Source organism: Candidatus Brocadia sinica JPN1 (assembly GCF_000949635.1).
GTDB classification, from domain to species: Bacteria; Planctomycetota; Brocadiia; order Brocadiales; family Brocadiaceae; genus Brocadia; species Brocadia sinica.
Map to the genome: position 1 here is coordinate 1,950,919 of NZ_BAFN01000001.1, position 17,252 is coordinate 1,968,170.

General features: G+C 44.7%; 14 protein-coding genes and 1 riboswitch. Of the genes, 13 read left to right on the forward strand and 1 reads right to left on the reverse strand.

The genetic code is table 11. The annotated features are described in order from the left end of the window. Positions 1–449 precede the first annotated feature (449 nt). From BROSI_RS08685 to BROSI_RS08730, 10 genes are all read left to right on the forward strand, one after another. Positions 450–2,219, forward strand: coding sequence for an IS1634 family transposase (locus BROSI_RS08685; RefSeq protein ID WP_052563367.1), 1,770 nt, complete (start codon positions 450–452; stop codon positions 2,217–2,219). A 221-nt stretch (positions 2,220–2,440) separates the two neighbouring features. Continuing rightward, the gene (locus tag BROSI_RS08690; protein ID WP_052563368.1) at positions 2,441–3,214 is read left to right on the forward strand and encodes an ATP-binding protein; all 774 of its coding nucleotides are present in this window, start codon (positions 2,441–2,443) and stop codon (positions 3,212–3,214) included. A gap of 160 nt (positions 3,215–3,374) precedes the next feature. After that, positions 3,375–5,339 (forward strand): anaerobic carbon-monoxide dehydrogenase catalytic subunit, encoded by a 1,965-nt coding sequence (gene cooS / locus BROSI_RS08695; protein WP_082059126.1) that lies wholly within the window; start codon positions 3,375–3,377, stop codon positions 5,337–5,339. A 27-nt stretch (positions 5,340–5,366) separates the two neighbouring features. Next, positions 5,367–7,550, forward strand: coding sequence for an acetyl-CoA decarbonylase/synthase complex subunit alpha/beta (gene acsB, locus BROSI_RS08700; protein ID WP_052563370.1), 2,184 nt, complete (start codon positions 5,367–5,369; stop codon positions 7,548–7,550). 51 nt (positions 7,551–7,601) lie between these two features. Continuing rightward, the gene (locus tag BROSI_RS08705) at positions 7,602–8,240 is read left to right on the forward strand and encodes an ATP-dependent Clp protease proteolytic subunit (RefSeq protein WP_230400662.1); all 639 of its coding nucleotides are present in this window, start codon (positions 7,602–7,604) and stop codon (positions 8,238–8,240) included. Between the two features lie 142 nt (positions 8,241–8,382). Beyond that, positions 8,383–9,723, forward strand: coding sequence for an acetyl-CoA decarbonylase/synthase complex subunit gamma (acsC, locus tag BROSI_RS08710; RefSeq protein WP_052563371.1), 1,341 nt, complete (start codon positions 8,383–8,385; stop codon positions 9,721–9,723). Positions 9,724–9,740: 17 nt separating this feature from the next. Next, positions 9,741–11,675, forward strand: a complete 1,935-nt coding sequence (locus BROSI_RS08715; RefSeq protein ID WP_157842458.1) for an ASKHA domain-containing protein — start codon at positions 9,741–9,743, stop codon at positions 11,673–11,675. A 14-nt stretch (positions 11,676–11,689) separates the two neighbouring features. After that, on the forward strand, positions 11,690–12,481 hold the full coding sequence (locus BROSI_RS08720) for a nucleotide-binding protein (RefSeq protein WP_052563373.1): 792 nt from the start codon (positions 11,690–11,692) through the stop codon (positions 12,479–12,481). Positions 12,482–12,602: 121 nt separating this feature from the next. Further along, a complete protein-coding gene (locus BROSI_RS08725) occupies positions 12,603–13,562 on the forward strand; it encodes an acetyl-CoA decarbonylase/synthase complex subunit delta (RefSeq protein WP_052563374.1) in 960 nt (319 codons plus the stop codon). Between the two features lie 157 nt (positions 13,563–13,719). Continuing rightward, positions 13,720–14,505 (forward strand): dihydropteroate synthase, encoded by a 786-nt coding sequence (locus BROSI_RS08730; RefSeq protein WP_052563375.1) that lies wholly within the window; start codon positions 13,720–13,722, stop codon positions 14,503–14,505. 214 nt (positions 14,506–14,719) lie between these two features. On the opposite strand, the gene BROSI_RS08735 is transcribed toward BROSI_RS08730, so the two are convergent. Beyond that, a complete protein-coding gene (locus tag BROSI_RS08735) occupies positions 14,720–14,917 on the reverse strand; it encodes a hypothetical protein (RefSeq protein WP_052563376.1) in 198 nt (65 codons plus the stop codon). Between the two features lie 147 nt (positions 14,918–15,064). Here BROSI_RS08735 and BROSI_RS08740 point away from each other — a divergent pair, with 147 nt between their 5' ends. The 3 genes from BROSI_RS08740 to BROSI_RS08750 all read left to right on the forward strand — a co-directional run bounded on the left by BROSI_RS08740 (position 15,065) and on the right by BROSI_RS08750 (position 17,200). Beyond that, positions 15,065–15,463: an acyl-CoA thioesterase gene (locus BROSI_RS08740; protein ID WP_082059127.1), complete on the forward strand. Its 399-nt coding sequence runs from the start codon at positions 15,065–15,067 to the stop codon at positions 15,461–15,463. Positions 15,464–15,592: 129 nt separating this feature from the next. Continuing rightward, positions 15,593–16,159: a lipid-binding SYLF domain-containing protein gene (locus tag BROSI_RS08745; protein ID WP_052563377.1), complete on the forward strand. Its 567-nt coding sequence runs from the start codon at positions 15,593–15,595 to the stop codon at positions 16,157–16,159. A 161-nt stretch (positions 16,160–16,320) separates the two neighbouring features. Next, positions 16,321–16,419: riboswitch (cyclic di-GMP riboswitch) on the forward strand. A gap of 55 nt (positions 16,420–16,474) precedes the next feature. After that, positions 16,475–17,200: a tetratricopeptide repeat protein gene (locus tag BROSI_RS08750; RefSeq protein WP_052563378.1), complete on the forward strand. Its 726-nt coding sequence runs from the start codon at positions 16,475–16,477 to the stop codon at positions 17,198–17,200. Positions 17,201–17,252 lie beyond the last annotated feature (52 nt).

Consider the following 17,252-nt stretch of genomic DNA (forward strand, 5'->3'; position numbering starts at 1 on the left):
TTCAGTTCGCGGCAGAGAATGCCGGAATCACAAAGTTTATCAAAGAATAACAGATAACATTCTGTGAATTTTTTCTCCGAAGTTGTTTTCTCTGGCAGCCTTTTTCTAATCCGCCGCGCTTCCATACCCGCATAAACGATAACACAAAAATGTCGGAGTTTGCCTCATTCCTCTTTGTTGTGATGAATTGTCTCATTTCTTTCCCATTTCAAAGGTACGTTTGTGCAATTTCGTGACATGAGCAGAACAGATAAATCGAGGACAAGATTTGTCTCAATCTGTTGATTTGTGTGCGTTAGCCCGACTTTCGCAATTCGCACCCCAAAAAGGTCATTTTTGGGTATTTGTCTCCTGGAAACCATTGATTTTACTGGGGTCGATTTCAAAAACGGCTTGTAGTGCCGACCTACCCTCTTGACGACTTCACGGTGGCGTGAGAAAATGTCCGCATGTTTTTACGAGAAAAGACACGGACAAAAGACGGGAAAACCCACCGGTATTGGAGCGTAGTAGAGAACCGTCGGATCAGCGGAGGCAGAGTGGTACAGCGACAAGTGCTCTACCTGGGAGAACTCAATGACAACCAGCGAGCGGGGTGGGTTCGGACGATAGAGGCGGTCGCGGGTGAAAAGCCCACAGCAAGACAAGTGGCATTATTTCCGGACGACCGGAAAGCCTTGCCCATACCGGATTGTGAGACCGTCCAGGTGAGGTTGGACAAAATAGAATTGCGCTGTCCCCGGCAATGGGGAGCAAGTTGGTTGGGATTATATTTGTGGGATATGTTGGAACTGGACATCTTTTGGAGGAGTCGTCTGCCATCAAGCCGGAAGGGGACAAGCTGGCTGAATATGCTCAAGGCGCTTGTCTGTTACCGGCTGATCGATCCGGGAAGCGAATTTCGTTTTCACCGTGAGTGGTATGTGCGTAGCGCAATGGGAGATTTGTTGGGGGAAGATGATTCGCTGGCACAGAAGGATAAGCTGTATCGTTGTTTGGATTTGCTGCTTGAGCACCGCGACGAGCTGTTTGGTTTTTTAAAAGGGCAATGGGGCAAGCTGTTTGGCGCGAAGTATGATGTGCTGCTGTATGATTTGACGAGTACGTATTTCGAGAGTGAACCGCCGGCGGCGGATGCTGTGAGTAAAAAACGTTTTGGGTACAGCCGTGACAAACGTTCGGATTGTGTGCAGGTGGTAGTGGCGTTGGTATTGACGCCGGAAGGGTTTCCCGTCGCCTACGAAGTATATCCCGGTAATACAAGAGACACTGCGACATTAGAGGAGTTTCTGGATCGGATAGAAAAGCGGTATGGGAAATTTCGGCGCACCTGGCTCATGGATAGAGGTATTCCAACGGAGGAGGTGTTGGAAAAGATGCGTGAGCGGGGGATTGATTATTTGGTTGGTACTCCGAAGGGGCATTTGACGCGGGTAGAAAAACCGTTGCTTGAACAGACGTGGATGCAGGCGCGGGAAAGCGTCCGTGTGAAAATTCTTCAGCAAGAGTCGGAGTTTTACGTTTACGTGGAAAGCCAGGACCGGGTGGCCAAGGAACGTTCCATGCGTTGGCGCAGACTCAGACGTTTGTGGGCGGGTTTGCGCGAACTTCGCAATCGAAAGGTCCTCACGCGCGATGATCTGCTCATGCATATTGGCGCGTTAAAGAAAGAAGCCGGACGAGACTTCAGATTGGTCAATATTTCCATTCCCAAACCGCAGGAGCCGGTCAATGAAAATACGTTCCGGTTCAGTTTGGATCGGGAACGCCTGAGGCAGGCGTATCGGCGCGAGGGGCGTTATTTGCTTCGTTCCAACATGCAAGCCACCGCACCAGAAACCGTGTGGGAAAATTATTTGCTGTTGACGCGGATTGAACAGGCATTCAAGGATTTAAAGGGATCGCTTTCCATCCGCCCCATATGGCACCAATTGGAAAGGAGGATTGAAGCCCATATTTTTGTCTCCTTTTTGGCATTCTGTCTCCACACGACGCTGCGAAATCTTGCGCGGGGACGAGCCGCAGGGTTGACGTCTGAAGCAATTTTGGAAAAACTATCGAGCATTCAAATGATTGACGTTCATTTACCGACAACGGATGGTCGCCACATTGTCATGAGCCGCTATACACAGCCGGAAAAGGATGTTGTTCTCCTTTTGGCACAATTGGGATTGACGCTTCCTGAACAACCTCCGCCCAAGATTTATGCATCAGGATAGGTCGGTCTGTAGTGCCGACCTTTTTACATGACCCCTTGATTTTCATGGCTTAGCGGTTTGCCTACCCCTCGAATTGCGAAGGTCGGGTTAACTCAGGCGTTGTCTGTGGCGTAAAAGAATTTCTTTTTGGAAATATTTGTCGTGTAAACTTTATGAAACTTTGATATACTATGATTTGTAAATAGTAATCATTACATAAATCAATGCGAGGGTGATAATGTATGAAGATTGCAGTCTCTGGCAAGGGAGGCGTTGGGAAGACGACCTTTGTGGCTACGTTAGCAAAGGTTTTTGCAGAAAATGGGAAAAAGGTTATAGCGATAGATGCAGACCCTGTTTCGAATTTAGCTGCAACTTTAGGTATTAAAAACGTATCAGAAGTAGTGCCAATTAGCCAGATGAAAGATTTAATAAAGGAACGTACAGGGGCTTCTGATGAATATGGAAAGTTTTTCTCATTAAACCCCACGGTTTCAGATTTGCCTGAAAAACTTTCTTTGGAGCATGATGGAATAAAGCTTATGGTGCTGGGAGCAATAAAGCGGGGTGGTGGTGGGTGTGCCTGTCCTGAAAGCGCTTTTTTGAGAGCCTTGCTTAGCCACCTTATTGTACAAAGGGATGAGGTCGTAATTGTAGATATGGAGGCTGGCGTTGAACATCTTGGCCGTGCTACCGTGCGATCGGTAAATGCATTGATTGTAATCGTAGAGCCTGGCTCCAAGAGTATTCAGACGGCTTTTCAGGTCAAAAAACTTGCAGACGACATAGGTCTGAAGTCGATTTACGCCGTAGGGAACAAAGTGGCATCCGATGGACACAGATCGTTGATCAAAGATGGGTTACAGAGTATTCCCGTTTTAGGGTTTATTTCCTACAATGACAAGATTCTTGAATCGGACATTGTGGGAAGGGCGGTCTTTGCAGAAAATACCCAGTTGCTGTCAGAAGTAAGACAAATAAAGAACAGTTTGGAAGGTTGCACAAAAGACACGTAAAAGTTTGTATTTTCCCTTGATTTGCATGTATTTATTTTTATAATGTATTGTTCTATATTTCCACATATACGTGTGGTGAATATGCAGTCTGATTTCATAGTTGATTGTAGTTATGGTAGTCAGCCTGGCATTCGTGAACATAGCAAAGGAGGTTGAAGTTATGGAAGAAAAACAAAAGACAGTAGACCAAGTGATGCTTGATAGAATGAAGGAAATGAAAGTGGAAACCATGTATGACAGATATCAGGCGCAGCTTCCACAATGCGGATACGGTAGTCTTGCGTTATGCTGCCGTCATTGTAACTATGGGCCATGCAATATCGACCCATTCGGCAAAGGGCCAAAGAAGGGTATTTGTGGTGCCGATGCCGATACCTTTGCGGGGAGACACTTTCTGAGAATGAGCGGAGCGGGAACTGCCTGCCATTCGGATCACGGGCGTGCGGTAGCGCATCTCCTGGTCGCCACGGCAAGGGGTGAGGCGCCGGGATACAGGATTAAAGACGTCGATAAGCTTATGATGGTAGCAGAGTGTTTCGGGGTAAAGACGAAGGACCGTAAAATAAACGAGATTGCCGAAGAAGTGGGTGAAATGGCGCTGATGGAGTTTGGGAAACCCTACGGTACTTTGTTGTTTCTGAAGAGGGCGCCAGATGCCCGTCAAAAAATATGGGAAAAAATCGGCATTGCGCCAAGGGCTATAGACAGGGAAGTGTGCGAGAGCTTCCATAGAACAGGGATAGGCGGCGATCAGGACTATAAAAACCTGACAAAGCAGGCTATGCGTGTGGCGTTGGCGGATGGTTGGGGTGGCAGTATGATAGCGACAGAATTACAGGATATCTTATTTGGCACTCCCAAACCTGTTCAGGGGAGGTCGAGCATGGGGGTTCTCAAAAAGGATTCTGTGAATGTGATCGTTCATGGTCACGAACCGCAGCTTGCAGAGGCAGTTGTTATGGCCTCCAGCGACCCTGAGATTACCAGGGCTGTTCATGCGACAGGGGCTAAAGGCATAGTGATTGCGGGTCTGTGCTGTACGGCAAATGAACTCCTTGTCAGGCATGGAATTCCGATGGCCGGGCATATGACTATGCAGGAGCCTGCGATTTCCACGGGCGCGGTTGAGTTAATGGTTGTGGACATACAATGTGTAATGCAGGCAATTGTGGAGACAGCAAAACACTTCCACACGAAGGTAGTTACCACATTATCAAAGGCAAAAATAACCGGTGCAGAGCATGTAGAGTTTAGTGATGAACATGCGCTTGATGCGGCAAAGAAGATTCTGCATATGGCAATAGATAATTATAAAAACCGTGACAATAATAAAGTGTTTATACCCGCCGGTGCAGAGCCTAATCTTGTTGCTGGTTTTAGCCATGAAACGATCAAATATATGTTGGGCGGGAGATTCAGGGCGAGTTATCGGCCTTTAAATGATAACATAATAAATGGAAGAATACGGGGGGTTGTTGGGATTGCAGGTTGCACAAGTCCGCGTATGGGTCCTGGCGTTCAATCATATGTAAATCTCGCAAAGGAACTTATTGCTCATGATGTGCTGGTGGTTGCAACTGGTTGTGCTGCAGGACAATGCGCTGACGGCGGGTTGATGTTGCCGGAGCTAAAGGACGCCTGCGGTCCCGGCCTTCGGGAGGTTTGTGAAGCTGTGGGGATACCACCCGTTTTACATTCTGGCGCTTGTGTGGATAACAGTCGTATCCTCATAGCAGTGTCCGAGATGGCGAAAGAAGGGGGTTTGGGAAATGATATCAGCGATTTGCCTGTTGCAGGGGTATGTCTGGAATGGATGAGTGAAAAGGCAATTGCCATCGGGCAGTATTTTGTTGCATCGGGTGTTTATACGGTATTTGGCATGAATACACCGGTGGCGGGAGCGCTTGGCATGCAAAGGTTGCTTACCAAGGAGTTGGAAGAGATGGTGGGCGCCAGGTGGGATTTCGAGAAGGATTTCGAGAAAATAGCCAGGATGGTAATGGATCATATAGAAAAGAAGAGGGATGCGCTTGGCATAAACGTGAAAAAGGAGAGAAAACTGTACGATATGGCTGAAAGAAGGGCATTGGAAAGGGAGTGTAAGCCTGCTCCCGGGCATCATTAATAAAAAATTAAAAAGGGGTAATTTTTTATGTCAAAAATCATCTGTTCTGCCGCCATCCGCGGTGCATATCAAATTGTTGATAAGGCTGATAAAAAGCTGGCTGAGGCAATTGAGCAAAAAGGACGTGATTGTAAAGTGGAATTTCCCAATACAGCCTATTATTTGCCAATCATTTACTCAATGACCGGCATTGCGGTAAAAACGCTGGAAGATTGTGTCCATGTGTTGGGATTGGCAAGGAGTATGTTGCCTCCGTTGCCTGCCGATAAACATTGGGTTCCTTACCTGGGTCATACATTAGATGCAGGTATGGCTACCCTCTTTGCAGAAGAGGTATATGAGGCCTGTAAATATTTAATTGGACCGCATCCTGTGGATGGAATATGGTTGGGGGCGGCAGATGATGTCATCATGCGTGAACGTGGTATAGAATTCGTAGACGGTACAGCTCCTGGTTTTGCTGCTATTGTAGGGTGTGCGCCTGATGCAGACACGGCTGTGAAAATTGCCAGGGAACTCCAGCAAAAGAATCTTTACGTATTTATTCAGTCAAATAATTTCGGGGTGTCTTTCGCTGAGCAACTCGCAGAAAAAGGAGTACAAATGGGATGGGATACCCGGCTTGTCCCCTTTGGCAAAGAGACCTCGGCTGCGGTATATTCTCTTGGCTTTGCAAACAGGGCTGCCCTTTCCTTTGGAAATGTGCCTCCTGGCGATTTCAGAAGGAATCTCCTTTACAACAAGAACCGTATCTTTGCATTTGTCCTTGCATTAGGGACCGCAGTGACAGACGAACAATATGCGAACGCTGCAGGCGCTATAAACTACGGTTTCCCGACGATTACAAACATAGATATTCCGGAAATATTACCAACAGGTGTGTGTACCTATGAGCACGTGGTTTCAAGGGTGCCTGTTGATAAGATAGTTGATAAATGCGTGGAGGTGCGCGGGTTAAAGATTTCCATCCATAAGATGGATATTCCTGTGCCTTATGGCCCGGCTTTCGAGGGTGAGCGTATTCGAAAGGAAGATATGCAAATTGAAGTTGGAGGTCCTGGTACACCTGCTTTTGAATATGTATGTACCAAGGAAAGCCATGAGGTAGAGGATGGTAAAATTCAAGTTATAGGGCCTGATCTGGATGAAATTAAGCCGGGTCCGGGTGTGTCTCTTGGTATTATGGTTGAAGTATACGGTCGAAAGATGCAGCCTGATTTTGAACCTATCTTTGAACGGCAGATGCATCGTTTCCTGGGTGAGGCTCAGGGATTATTCCACATGGGGCAGAGAGATATTATTCGTCATCGTATCAGTAAGGAGGCCTTTAAGGCGGGTTTCAGGATTAAACATATTGGTAATATTATTCATGCGAAGTTTCATGGTGATTTTGGGGCCATTCTGGATAAGGTACAGGTGACGTTGTATACGAAAAGGGAGGACGTGGAAAGATTATTAAAGGATGTACGTGCTGCATATACAGAGCGTGATGCACGGTTGAAAGGTATGACCGATGACTCTGTGGGCATGTTTTATAGTTGCACGCTCTGCCAAAGCTTTGCGCCTACACATATTTGTGTTGTAACCCCGGAACGCTCAGGTTTATGCGGTTCTGTGAGCTGGCTGGATGGAAAGGCTGGGTATGAAATTAATCCTACTGGCCCGAATCAGCCGATAGAACGGGGAAGGGTGGTTGACGAAAGATTGGGGCAGTGGGAAGGAACGAATTCATTTATATTCAATGGCTCGAACCGGTCGCTTGAGAAGGTGAGTTTGTACAGCATCATGACAGATCCTATGACGAGTTGTGGTTGCTTTGAGTGCATTTCCGCCATGCTACCTATGACCAACGGGATAATGGTGGTAGACCGTGACTTTACTGAGATGACGCCTTGCGGTATGAAATTTTCCACACTTGCGGGAACTGTTGGCGGTGGATTGCAAACACCGGGGTTTATGGGGCATAGCAAGTTCTATCTGGGCAGCAGAAAATTTATTTCCGCAGATGGTGGTCTTACTCGTGTTGTGTGGATGCCCAAGGCGCTAAAGGAGGAGCTGGCAGAAACTCTTGCCAAAACAGCTGAGGAATTGGGTCTTGAGGATTTCCTCAATAAGATAGCTGATGAAACGGTAGCGCAGACCGAGGAAGAGGTGCTGACATACATGCAAAAGGTCAATCATCCCGCGCTTGCCTTAGCGCCGATGTTCTAAATGCTCAATGCTTATTTATAAAACTTATTTCTTTAATTCTGGAGTCTATTCATGATCGTTGATATGCCAATCCCTTTCCTGAGAAAGGGACAAGTTGCAAGTAATCAGGATGAGGGTGCTAGTGAAGAGAAGGAAAAACGTTCCGGCGGGGATCTGATCTCACGGTTATTAAAAACACGTACGGTTATGGTCTCGGACGAGGTGAACAAAAAAATGGCACAACAGATCATGACACAACTCATACTTCTTGAAGGGGAAAGTAATGAAGATATTAAAATGTTTATTAATTCCCCCGGAGGAGACGCCGATGCAGGTTTTGCAATCTACGATATGATGCGGTTTGTAAAGCCAAAAATAAAAGCCATCTGCGCGGGGGTGGCGGCCAGCGCTGCCGTGATTATCTTACTTGGTGCAAAAAGGGAAAACCGATTTAGTTTGCCCAATGCCCGCGTCCTTATTCATCAACCTTCAACGGGTATCCATGGAACTGCTGCTGATATCCAGATTGAAGCCGGTGAAATACTCAAATGCCGGGAAAAGATCAACCGGTTGATTTCTGCGGAAACGGGGCAAACAATGGGAAAAGTGGAATCAGATACCAAAAGAAATTTCTGGATGTCTGCCGAGGAAGCTCTCAAATACGGATTAGTCAGCAAAATTATACAGACGAGCGATGACTTAAAATTATAATGTATGGTAATTCCCCAATATAAAATGAAAAATGTTTGTGTTTTATAGCCACCTTTTTGTCCACTTCTTACCGGTAAGACAATCAGGTGGTTTTTCGTTTGATGCTATGCAAATTAATTTATATGTGAAAGGATAGTAAAGAATGGCACTAACTGGATTAGACATTTACAAACTACTGCCCAAAACAAATTGTAAAAAATGTGGAAGGCCCACATGCCTGGCATTTGCTATGCAACTGGCACAAAAAAAAGCAAATTTGTCTGATTGCCCTGACGTAAGTGAAGATGCTAAGAGGGTTTTGGGAGCAGCGGCTGCACCTCCAATTAAATTGGTAACTGTCGGAACGGGTGCCAAACAAGTGCAGGTCGGTGAGGAAAATGTCTTGTTCAGGCACGAGGAGAAATTTTATCATCCGACTGGGGTGGCCGTTACTATCAATGATGATTTGAGTGAAACGGCCTTTAACGACCGTTTGAAAAAGATTAACAGTTTGAAAATTGCACGTGTTGGCACAGAGACAGAGATTGATTTGGTTGCCATTATTAACAAGAGCAATAATGCTGAGAAATTTGCTGAGGCGGCAAAAAAAGTCAGCGCTGGTTCTCATCTGAGCATCATTTTAAGTAGTACATCTGTTGAAAACATGAAGGCAGCCCTGGCATCCTGTGCTGAAAAGAGACCTTTGATCCATGGTGCAAATGCCGCGAACTGTGAGTCTATGGCAGCATTAGCAAAGGAAAAGGCCTGTCCGATGACCGTGACGGCTCCAACGCTTGAGGAGCTTGCCGACCTTGCCGACCATGCAAAAAAGGCAGGCGTTGAAGAGATCGTGTTGGATGTGAGCGGAAATAACCCGAAAGAGATGCTTCAGAAACTGACCAAGGTAAGGCGGGCAGCATTGAAAAAGAATTTCCGTGCACTGGGATTTCCCATGATTGCCTTTGTTTGTGATGAAGACCCGTTTCAGGAAATTTCACTGGCAAGCACGTATCTGCTTAAGTATGCCGGCATAGTCGCTGTTAATGTGTGTGATCCTTGGGCAATTATGCCGTTGCTTACTGCCAGGACAAATATTTTTACCGATCCACAAAAACCAATCCAGGTTGAACCGAAATTATATGCTGTGGGTGACGCTAAAGAAGATGCCCCTGTCTTATTCACAACAAACTTTTCTCTTACCTATTACACTGTTGAGGGCGAAGTTGAGTCGAGTCGTATTCCTGCATTTATATTGTCAGTGGATACCGGTGGGACTTCTGTATTGACTGCCTATTCCGGGGATAAGCTCAATGATAAAGTTGTGGCTAAGGCCATGGCCGATGCGAAGGTGGAGACGAAAGTAAAGCACAAGAAATTAATCATTCCAGGACTCGTAGCCGTGATGTCCGGAAAGTTGCAGGAGACCCTTGGCTGGGAAATATTGGTTGGACCCAGAGAAGCGTCCGGGCTTCCTTCTTATCTGAAAACTGTTTGGCGGGCTTAGCGCAAATTTTATTGTATATGACATTGGAAAACTCACGCTATAAAGTACACTTCCTTCCTGGCGATGTAAGCGTTGAAATCGAAAAGGGAAAGACCGTCTTGGATGCATCATATAAAGGCGATTTATTTATTAATGCCTTGTGTGGCGGAGACGGTACCTGCGGAAAATGTAAGGTAATCCTGAATACGGGAAAAGTGGATAGTTTGCCCACTACCCACATCTCTGAAGCAGAGGCTAAGCAGGGATACGTTCTTGCTTGCAGGACAAAGGTTATGGGTGACCTGGAAGTTTTGATACCTGAAGAATCAAAACTCGATAAGAGTCAAATCCTCATTAGCGATTACCCGCAGTTTTCGGGATCATTGGCCGCAGCAACTTCGGGGCTGGAACAATTTGAAAAAAAGCCGTTAGTGAGAAAGATATACCTTGAATTATCACCACCGAGTTTGGACGATTGCATGGCTGATTATGAACGACTCTGTCAGGGTGTTATGGTCCATGCTAATGTTCCTTGGGAAGTTTTGGCAACAAATTTAACTGTTTTAAAACGCTTACCCACACTTTTGAGAGACGCTCACTGGAAGGTTACAGCAACTCTGGGATACAGGGGCTCTTCAGTGGAGATTATGGAAGTACAGGCAGGGGACGTGAGTGCACAGAATTTTGGGATTGCCGTGGATGTGGGTACGACCACCGTAGTTGCGCATCTCCTGAACCTTTCTAATGCTGAGACCATAGATGTTGAAGCAACGTATAATTCCCAGATAAAATATGGAGACGACTATATTCAGCGGATTATCTATGCTGTACAAAACAATGCGATGGAAATTATGCAAGAGGTATTGGTCGAAGATATTAATCATCTGATCTCAACTCTTGTCAAAAGGAATAAGTTAAGTATCCATGATATTGGCGCTGTTGTTTGCGCCGGAAATACCGTAATGACGCATTTTTTGTTTGGCCTCGATCCCACAAATATCCGAAGAGAGCCGTATCTTCCTTCCGCTAGTTTTGTGCCTCCAATCAAGGCTGATGATGTAGGCATAAAAATTAATGGCAATGGTTTGTTGTATACGCTGCCCTGCGTAGGGGCATACGTTGGAGGGGATATATCGTCCGGCGTATTAGCTATCCGGCTGGACAAGGTCGATGCTGTGTCCCTTCTCATTGATATTGGCACAAATGGTGAGATTGTGCTTGGCAACAAGGACTGGATGGTGTGTTGTTCTGCATCAGCAGGCCCGGCTTTTGAGGGCAGTGGCATTTCCTGCGGGATGCGTGCAGCAAAGGGCGCTATAGAAAAGGTAACCATCACAAAAAATTTTGATGTCGTTTGTAAAACAATCGGAAATACCCCTCCAAGCGGAATTTGTGGTTCAGGATTATTGGATTGCCTGGCTAATTTGGTGAGAAGCGGGGTCATTGACAGGACGGGAAATTTCCAGAAAGGGATAGATACAGAACGTTTCAGAAAAACGGATGACGGGTATGAATTCATTCTGGTGGACAAGAATGAAACTGCTACAAAAAAGGACATTGTTATTACACAGGCCGACATCCAAAACCTGATCCGTTCAAAGGCAGCCATATACTCGGCAATTTCCACCTTAATTGAATCCATGGGTATGGGTGTCAATGATATTGAACAGGTATACCTGGCGGGCGGTTTTGGTAATTATCTAGATATACGGAGCGCCATTACGATTGGGATGCTCCCTGATATCTCTGTTTCAAAGGTACAATTTGTAGGGAACACCTCTGTAATTGGCGCAAAGATGTCTTTGTTTTACAAGGATGCCTATGAAGTGGCACAGACAATTGCGTCAAAGATGACCTATTTTGACCTTATGAGTAACAATAAGTATATGGAAGAATATATGTCGGCAAATTTTTTACCTCATACCGATATTGAAAAATTTCCATCAGTTGCAGAAGAGTTGATGGTTCCATAACAAAGGAATTTTCTATGGCTTTTAATATTGCAGTAGCTGGAAAGGGTGGAACAGGTAAATCAACCCTTTCTGCCCTTATTATCCGGTATATTACCGAAGAGCTTGGTAAACCGGTGTCGGCTGTAGACGCTGATCCCAATGCCTCTTTAGGCGCATTGCTTGGATTGCATATACAAAGTACCGTTGCTGATATACGCGAAGATATTGTTGAAAAAAAGGTAGACTTTTCCGGGATGTCAAAAGACAGATATATTGAGTATGCTATCGAGGAATCCATCATTGAAAAAGAGAAATTCGATCTTTTAACGATGGGCAGGCCGGAGGGCCCGAAGTGCTATTGCTATGTCAATAATCTTCTTCGCAAATATCTGGATAAAGTAGGAACAACCTACCCGTTTGTTGTTACTGATAATGAGGCAGGGATGGAACACCTTTCCCGCAGGACGACCAATAATGTGGATCTCCTGATGATTGTAAGTGAACCTACGATTGTAGGGGCATTGACCTTGCAACGTATCCTTGCGCTGGCTGATTCACTCCCAATCACGATTAAGCAAAAGTTCTGTGTGTTAAACCGGGTGCCCAGGAACGGTATCCACGAGAATCTCCAACAGAAGTTAGATAGTGTGGGAATCGAGATATCTGCAATATTCCCCTTTGATCAGGAGGTATACGATACGGCAGCATGTGGGGCATCTGTATTTGAAATTTCCCGTGAAAATGAGTTATATCAAAAACTGGGTAAGTTCTTACAAAAGCATTTGCCGGCAAGCATGATCGGAAAAAGCACGGCTGGTTGTTTGTAGTGGTAGAAAAAGAAATGCGTGCTCAAGCTTTTGCCTGAAAGAGAATCGAAGGATTCTTTAAAGTTTTTTTCTCTGTATATTCTGTGGTTCGGTTTTTTGATGGATAGTAGGAGATTAATGAATGGAAATACCAAATGTAGCGGACAAGTGGTCTGGCGGTGTTAATGAAATTACCCTCGGCGCGACAAAAGATAAAGGGGGTAGCCGGCAGAAGACAATTACTATTGGTGGCGCAAAAAGTATCCCTTTTATGGATTTTGAAGGGAACCCCGGTCATAAACCTGTAGTTGCAATGGATGTCTATGATACACCACCGGAGGACTGGCCTGAAACCTTGTCCAAGCCTTTTGCGGATGTTCTCAACGATCCGGCACAGTGGGCAAAAAAATGTGTAGAACAGTATGGAGCGGATTTGATTTGTCTGAAGCTGGAAGGAATTCACCCCGATAAAGGTGATAAAAGCGCAGAGCATGCGGTGATGGTGGTAAAATCCATACTCGCTGCGGTGGGTGTACCCTTGCTTATTTGGGGGTGCGAACATGACGAAAAAGATAATGAGGTAATGCCCAAGGTAAGCCAGGCAGCGAAAGGAGAAAATTGTTTGATGGGGGTTGTTACGCAGGATAACTATAAGACCCTTACAGCCACCTGTCTTGCTGATGGACACAGTCTTATTACTTTGGCGCCTGTAGATATTAATATCGCAAAACAGGTTAACATCCTTGTTTCAGAAATGGACTTTCCGCTTAATCGAATAGTAATGTTCCAGTCAACCGGTGCGCTGGGTTACGGCATGGAGTATACCTATTCTATCCAGGAACGTGAACGGTTAGCCGCACTTACCGGAGACAAGATGATGTCCATGCCGGTAATCTGCGATGTTGGACATGAGGCATGGCGAACCAAAGAGGCAAAATCAGACGATAGCGAGGTTCCGCAGTGGGGCCCGCGTGATGAAAGAGGCCCGATATGGGAGGCCATTACGGCTGTCAGCCTTTTGCAGTCGGGCGCTGATATTATTCGCATGAATCATCCCAGGGCCGTTGCAGCAGTAAAAAAGTGTATTGATCGTTTATATTAAAATAATGTAATAGTGAACTGCTGAGACGCAAAGAAAGTTATAAATTGTAAGATCTAAGTTGAACTTACAACTTTTGGCTAATGTTAAACTTTGTGCTCTTTGCGCCTTTGCGGTGAACTGAACTGTTATAATTTTAAAGAGAAAGGGTAAACATACGATGATTTCTATAGCTGAACGCATCAACGGTATGTTTAAAGATGTGCGAGAAGCGATAAAGAATAAGGATCCGAAGGCTATAAGAGAGCTTGCGATAAAACAGACGGAGGCCGGAGCGAGTTTTCTGGATGTGAATGTGGGGACGGCTGCGGCTGATCCTGCTGGGGCAATGAAATGGCTGATTGAAGTTATTCAAGACACGGTAAAGACACCGATTGCCATTGATAGCCAGAAATTTGATGTCGTAAAGGCGGGTTTATCGGTGATCAAGAATGAGGTCTTGATTAATTCTTCAAAGGGAGATCCGGAAGAATTAGATAAGTATATGTCCATTGCCAAAGAGCATAATGCATCTCTCATCTGTCTTACAATGGACAAATGTGGTATTCCTCAGGATGTTGAAAGACGCATGGAGATTGCTATGAAGATCGTAGAAAAGGCAGTGGAGCATGAGTTTGAACTGTCAAAGATATATATTGATCCCGTGCTCTTTCCTATTAATGTTGACCAGAAGCAACCGGCTCTCATGTTTGACATCTTCAATCAGATTAAAATGATTTCCGATCCGCCACCGCACAGAAATGTCGGGCTGAGTAACTTTTCACAGGGAACGAAGGAAAAAAGGCTTTTGGCCAGGACATTCCTGACGATGGGGATTTCATACGGATTGGATGCCGCAGTGATGGATGTGCTTGATAAGGACTTAATGGACGCTGGAATAACTGCAGAGATCATCATGAACCAGCACGTTTACAGTGATTCCTATCTTATGGCATGCAGAAAGTGAATGTATGCCGGCAGGATTTCATCAACTGAGCAAGAGCGTTCAGAAATAAAAATACAACGCATCATTTTTTTTAAAGGCACGATTTAAAAACCGTGCCTTTTTCTTTTTTACGATGTCATCTCGGAATCCTTGGTTTGGTTCTTGTCTGCGAGTTCTTGAACTTCCTTCGGAAGTCGCTGGTAGTAACGCCAAAATTCAGGAGTCGTGTAATGCTTCAAAGCGGTTTGCACCGTCCAGCTTTAAAGTTTTCTTCTGCCTCTTTGATCAATTTATCCAGCCGCCCTGCTTCTATATCCTTTTCGATTTGCTTGTCCCAGGTCCGTGCTTGAAATTCTTCAAACCAAGCAGTAAACTGGGATAATTCTTCAGGTGTAAGTTGTGTAATAGCTAATTCAATTTCTTTGATACCCATATGCTTTCCTGCGGAATTTTTTACTTATTATAAAATACTTGAATTTTGCAGAGTTTCGCATAAAATCAGTTTAGTTTTTATAATGTTTTAGTCAAGGAGAAAATGAGTAAGTGAGAGGTCTCATACAAAGTAATTTAAGAACTCGCTATGAAGATTCACGAAATTAAGACCCGTGTCCGTTATCAGGAAACCGACCAGATGGGTATCGTCTATTACGGCAATTTCTTCACGTATTTTGAGATGGGTCGGACGGAATATTTGCGAAATCTTGGATTGCCGTATTCGGAATTGGAAAAAGAGCAGATCTACTTTCCCGTCACCGAGGCCCACTGCCGGTTTCGTTCTCCCGCCCACTATGATGACATTCTCATTATTCAGACCTGGATTTCTGAACTGAAACATGCCACTGTAGAATTTAACCATAAAGTAATTTGCGAGGGTGATAATAAACTCATCGTTGAGGGTTTTTCAAGGCTCGCATGCCTCAATGCCAACCGCAAGCCAATCCCTATGCCTGAAAAACTGAAAAGGCTTTTCCAGGAGTGAAAAAAGGAATAAAGTAAGAGGATAAATAGTGAGTGTGAGACAAAGGTGTCGGTCCAATAATGAACTCAATTCGTTTTGGGTTTTAAGGAATGCCTCATTCAATCATCATAAAAACAGGAGATACAATTTATGAAAAAACAAATTATCATAACTTTTTTTATACTGATCGTTACTTTACTGCTTATTGCGCCTGTTTACGCAGGCTGGAAACCATCGGCAGAAGATGAACCGGTAAAAAGCCAATTGTCGATGAATACTCCGACTGAAGAAGTTATCAGGAATTTTAAAACTCACTATCCACATTTGACGGTCTATTTTGAAAAAGCCTACGGTTATGCGGTATTCCCCACTATCACAAAAGGTGGCATTGGTATTGGAGCTGCTCATGGTACTGGTGAAGTGTATGAGCAAGGTGGATTTATCGGTACATCAAGCTTGACACAAGTGACTATTGGTCTCCAGTTTGGCGGACAAACATATAGTGAGATTGTATTTTTTAAAGACAAAGAAACCCTTGATGATTTCAAAAAGGGAAACTTCAAGCCCGGTGCCCAAGCTTCTGCTATTGCTTCAACTTCCGGCGCTTCAACAGATGCTGATTATGATCATGGTGTGGCAATCTTCACCTTGTCGGAGAGTGGTTTAATGTTTGAGGCGACGGTGGGAGGACAGAAGTTCAATTTTAAACCGAAGTAGAATGATAGCCTCTATGGGTTTCGGTGTGGGATACACCGTAACATTATAACGGCGCGTCATAAGGAATTTTTGTAGCAGGTACGAACAATTTCCCAGTCGGCCTGCATGCATTTTGTGTTTTTGCTTGACAATAATATCGTTTATATCTATTTATACATATACTTCGATAAGGGCAAACCCTGGGCGATCAGGGGACGCAAAGTAAAAGGGTCTTAAACTTACAGGGAAGTAAGGAAAGAAAAGATAGCCTTACTGCCGAAGATGTGTTTACCGAACATCCTGGCAGTAAGGCTTTTTTTTTAAGGAGTTATGCCTATGCGTTTACTATTTTCCATAGCAGGTGTCTTGTTCATTGTTCTTCTGACCTCCGTTTTTTCTTTTGCGATTGGGAAAGGGCCGGAAGATTCTGATTCAGATATGGCTATTTATGAATACGGTGAAAGGGTGCTTCAGGATCTAAAGAATCAGTTCGATACAGGTCTATTGAGAGAGTGTATGGGGTTTTATCTGGATAACCAACAGTATGATAGTCCACAGGGAAGTTACAATAAGGCTATTCGTCTCGGTTATCAAATCGTCAACATTGATCGCCGGGATATTGACACGTATACAACTGTGGCCTGGCTTTTGTGGTCTAAATGGGTGTGTTGGACCAAAAAACCAAATGGAATGCCTGATGGTGAGGGAAAGGCTGATGAAGCTGTCGAACTTTTGAATTGGGGAAAACAGTGGAACCAGAAATCTGCACTTTTTTATAAAGAGTCTGCGGACACGATATGGCCGTTGGCGAAATATTATCGTGCAGATCTTTATGATTTTGTAATCGAAAACTATCGAAAAGCAGATCTTTTGGCGGGGGGAAACGACCTTCTGAAAGTCAGGGTACGTTTGAACCTTGGTCATATCTATCGCCAAATTGGCAAGAAAAAACCGGCCATGTATTGGTATCAAAGGGTTCTTGAGCTTGCCCCCAACAATGAGGTGGCTGACCGTTATTTTGCTCATTTGGAAAATGAACTTGATAGAAAAAATCTACGATGATAATTGTAAATACGGAAATTAAACGTACATTGAATAGTCTAAAACCGCAAGC

Coding starts and splice junctions, on each gene's coding strand:
- BROSI_RS08730 (WP_052563375.1), top strand. CDS start 13,720: ATGATTTCTATAGCTGAACGCATCAACGGTATGTTTAAAGATGTGCGA.
- BROSI_RS08685 (WP_052563367.1), top strand. CDS start 450: ATGTTTTTACGAGAAAAGACACGGACAAAAGACGGGAAAACCCACCGG.
- BROSI_RS08725 (WP_052563374.1), top strand. CDS start 12,603: ATGGAAATACCAAATGTAGCGGACAAGTGGTCTGGCGGTGTTAATGAA.
- acsC (WP_052563371.1), top strand. CDS start 8,383: ATGGCACTAACTGGATTAGACATTTACAAACTACTGCCCAAAACAAAT.
- BROSI_RS08745 (WP_052563377.1), top strand. CDS start 15,593: ATGAAAAAACAAATTATCATAACTTTTTTTATACTGATCGTTACTTTA.
- BROSI_RS08705 (WP_230400662.1), top strand. CDS start 7,602: ATGATCGTTGATATGCCAATCCCTTTCCTGAGAAAGGGACAAGTTGCA.
- BROSI_RS08690 (WP_052563368.1), top strand. CDS start 2,441: ATGAAGATTGCAGTCTCTGGCAAGGGAGGCGTTGGGAAGACGACCTTT.
- cooS (WP_082059126.1), top strand. CDS start 3,375: ATGGAAGAAAAACAAAAGACAGTAGACCAAGTGATGCTTGATAGAATG.
- BROSI_RS08720 (WP_052563373.1), top strand. CDS start 11,690: ATGGCTTTTAATATTGCAGTAGCTGGAAAGGGTGGAACAGGTAAATCA.
- acsB (WP_052563370.1), top strand. CDS start 5,367: ATGTCAAAAATCATCTGTTCTGCCGCCATCCGCGGTGCATATCAAATT.
- BROSI_RS08715 (WP_157842458.1), top strand. CDS start 9,741: ATGACATTGGAAAACTCACGCTATAAAGTACACTTCCTTCCTGGCGAT.
- BROSI_RS08735 (WP_052563376.1), bottom strand. CDS start 14,917: ATGGGTATCAAAGAAATTGAATTAGCTATTACACAACTTACACCTGAA.
- BROSI_RS08740 (WP_082059127.1), top strand. CDS start 15,065: ATGAAGATTCACGAAATTAAGACCCGTGTCCGTTATCAGGAAACCGAC.
- BROSI_RS08750 (WP_052563378.1), top strand. CDS start 16,475: ATGCGTTTACTATTTTCCATAGCAGGTGTCTTGTTCATTGTTCTTCTG.